The 3,507-nt window shown below is 66.8% G+C and carries 1 protein-coding gene; it reads left to right on the top strand.

Annotated elements, in window-relative coordinates:
* Window positions 1-3,507 (top strand): amino acid adenylation domain-containing protein (locus A5724_RS17795; RefSeq protein WP_156752345.1); only part of this gene is annotated, 3,507 nt, incomplete at both ends.

Genomic DNA, 3,507 nt, shown 5'->3' with positions numbered 1-3,507 from the left:
ACCGGCTCCGCAGTCCTACCGCAGGTTCGTGTCGTGGCTGGCCGACCGCGACCTCGACACCGCGCACGCGGCATGGCGCGACCAACTGGCCGGCTTCGACACCCCGACACTGATCGGCGCATCGACACAAGGTCCGCGGTGCGCCGAACTGTTCCGCCTGTCCGAACAGACAACCCGCGCGATCAACAGGTTGGCGCAGCAATGCCGCACCACCGTCAACATCGTGCTGCACGCCGCATGGGCGCAACTGCTCATGTCACTGACCGGTCAACACGACATTGCCTTCGGCACAACGGTTTCCGGCAGGCCCACCGACGTGCTCGGCGCAGAGTCGATGGTGGGTCTTTTCGTCAACACCGTTCCGGTGCGGGCCACGCTCACGCCGACCACCACCACCGCCGACCTGGTCGACCAACTGCACGGCGGCCATCACCTCACCCTCGAACATCAGCACCTCGCGCTACGCGACATCCACCGCATCGGCGGGCACGACGCCCTGTTCGACACGCTGTTCGTGTACCAGAACTTCCCGATCGACGCCGCCGCGCTGTCGGATGCCCACCACCTGGCCATCACCGAAGTGAGCAGGCACGACTACAACCACTATCCGCTGACCGTCCAAGCGCTGCCGGGAACGGAATTGGGCCTGCGCATGGAATACGACAGCGAGGTGTTCGACGCAGGCGGCATCCAGGCGCTGGTCGCCCGGTTCGAGCGGACGGTTACCGCCATGACCGCCGATCCGATGCGGCCGCTGTCGTCGACGGATCTGCTCGATGCCGCCGAGCGGACGGCACTTGACCGCTGGGGCAACCGGCCCGCGCTCAGCCAAGCCGCACCCACCGGCGACTCGATCCCGGCCCTGTTCGCCACGCAGGCGTCCCGCACACCCGATGCGGTGGCGGTGACCGACCAGGGCCGCTCGACCACATACGGCGAACTCGACGACGCCGCCAACCGGTTGGCGCACCTGCTTGCCGATCACGGCGCAGGCCCGGGTTCGGCTGTCGCACTGCTGTTCCCGCGGTCCACCGAGGCGATCGTGGCGATCCTCGCAGTGCTGAAGACGGGCGCCGCCTACCTACCCATCGACCCCAGCCTGCCCGCAGCCCGCATCGAATTCATGCTCGCCGACGCCACTCCGGTCGCCGCGGTCAGCACCGCATCGCTCGCCGATCGGCTGCGCGAACATGACTTGCCGGTCCTCGACATCGGCGACGCCGACGCTCACCCGTGCACGCCACTGCCCACGCCCGCCGCCGACAACATCGCGTACTACATCTACACCTCGGGCACCACGGGCGTCCCGAAAGGTGTTGCCATCACGCATGACAACGTCACCGAGTTGTTGAACTCCCTGCGACCCCAGTTGCCGACCGCAGGCGTGTGGTCGCAGTGGCACTCGCTGGCCTTCGACGTCTCCGTGTGCGAGATCTGGGGCGCGCTGCTCGGTGGCGGTCGGTTGGTCGTCGTACCGGAAACCACAGCGCGCTCACCCGAAGACTTCCACGTGCTACTCGCAGCGGAGCAGGTCACCGTCCTGAGTCAGACCCCGTCGGCGTTCTACGCGCTGCAATCCGCCGACGCGGTACTGAAACGCGATCTGACGCTCGAGGCGGTGCTGTTCGCAGGCGAAGCGCTGCAGCCCCAGCGTCTTCGGGCCTGGCAGGACCACCACCCGAACGCACCACGGCTACTCAACCTCTACGGCACGACCGAGACGACGGTGCACGCCTCCCTGCGAGAAATCGGCGCCGCCGACATCGACGGCCCCGCGAGCCCGATCGGCGGGCCCCTGGCGCATCTCGGCTTCTTCGTACTCGACCAATGGTTGCGACCCGTGCACACCGGGGTGGTGGGCGAGTTGTACGTGGCGGGTACCGGCGTGGGGATGGGCTATTGGCGCCGGGGCGGCCTCACCGCGTCGCGCTTCGTGGCATGTCCGTTCGGGCGTCCGGGCGAACGGATGTACCGCACAGGCGATCTGGTGTCCTGGAGTGCCGACGGGCAACTGCACTATGTCGGACGCACCGACGAGCAGGTCAAGATCCGCGGCTACCGCATCGAACTGGGGGAGATCGAAACCGCCCTGCTCGACTGTCCGCAGGTCGACCAGGCGGTCGCGAAGGTGTACCACAGCGATGCCGGGCACCCACACCTGGTGGCTTACCTCACCCTCGACCAGGCCACCACCCTTGACACCGCCGACGCCGTCGGGCAATGGCAACACCTGTATGACGACCTGTATCGCGAGGACGACCCGAAGTCGCATTTTGGCCGCGACTTTCGCGGCTGGAACAGCAGCTACACCGGCGAGCCGATCCCGCTCGACGAGATGGAGGAATGGCGCGCAACCACTGTCGAGCGGATCATGGTGCTCTCGCCTCGACGCGTCCTCGAGATCGGCGTCGGGTCGGGGTTGCTGTTGTCGCAGATCGCACCGCACTCCGAAACCTATGTCGCCACCGATCTTTCGGTCACCGCAATCGACGCGCTGGCCCGTTCACTCGAACGCGTGCAAATTCCATGGCGCGACCGCGTCCAGCTACTCACCCGACCGGCCCACGCCATCGACGACCTGCCGCAGGACTACTTCGACACGATCATCCTGAATTCGGTCGTGCAGTACTTCCCGAACGCGGGCTACCTGGCCGACGTGATCAACAACGCCATGAAGTTGTTGGCACCCGGCGGTGCACTGTTCGTCGGAGACGTGCGCAACCACGCCCTTCAGGGCGCCTTCCACGCTTCCATCACGCAACGGGCCGACCGCGTCGTCATCGCCGAATCCGAACTGCTACTCGCGCCAGATTTTTTCACCTCCTGGGCCGCCGAGCAGCCCTCTGCGGCCGGAGTCGACATCCAGGTCAAACGCGGATGGGCCGACAACGAGCTCACCCGATACCGCTACGACGTCGTCGTGCACAGGGCCCCAACGCCGGTGTGTTCGGTGGCGGACGCACCGGCGAGAGCATGGACCGGCAGCCTGACCGGACTGCGCGACCTACTGGCGTCCGAATCTCCGTCAGCCGTGCGCATCACCGACATCCCGCGCGCCGGACTGGTCGACACCGCCGGCATCACCCCGGAGGACCTGTACCGCCTCGGCGAGACGCTCGGCTACCGCGTCGCCGTCACCTGGGGCGCCCGCCTCGGCGTCGTCGATGCCGTGTTCACCATCGACTCGGGTCCGCTGGTGGGTATCTATCTGCCCTCCAACGCGATTCGCCGATCCCACGCGAACGATCCGCATGCCACCGCCAAGATCAGCGCGGTGCGCCAGAAGTTGAGCGAGCGGTTACCCGGTTACATGGTGCCCGCCCACATCGTCGTGCTCGACGAGTTCCCGTTGACCTCCTCAGGCAAGCTTGATTCGCGTGCGCTGCCTGCCCCGGTGGTCCAGGACACTGACCGCTACCGCGCCCCTGCGACGGTGGTCGAGGAGATTTTGGCCGGTATCTATGCCGAGGTGTTGGGGCTGGACCGCGTCGGTGTGGACGAACCCTT

This window comes from Mycobacterium sp. ACS1612, assembly GCF_001667505.1.
Classification (GTDB): Bacteria; Actinomycetota; Actinomycetes; order Mycobacteriales; family Mycobacteriaceae; genus Mycobacterium.
The sequence above is the reverse complement of the archived record's forward strand: the minus strand, read 5'-3'. Positions and strand labels throughout refer to the sequence as shown.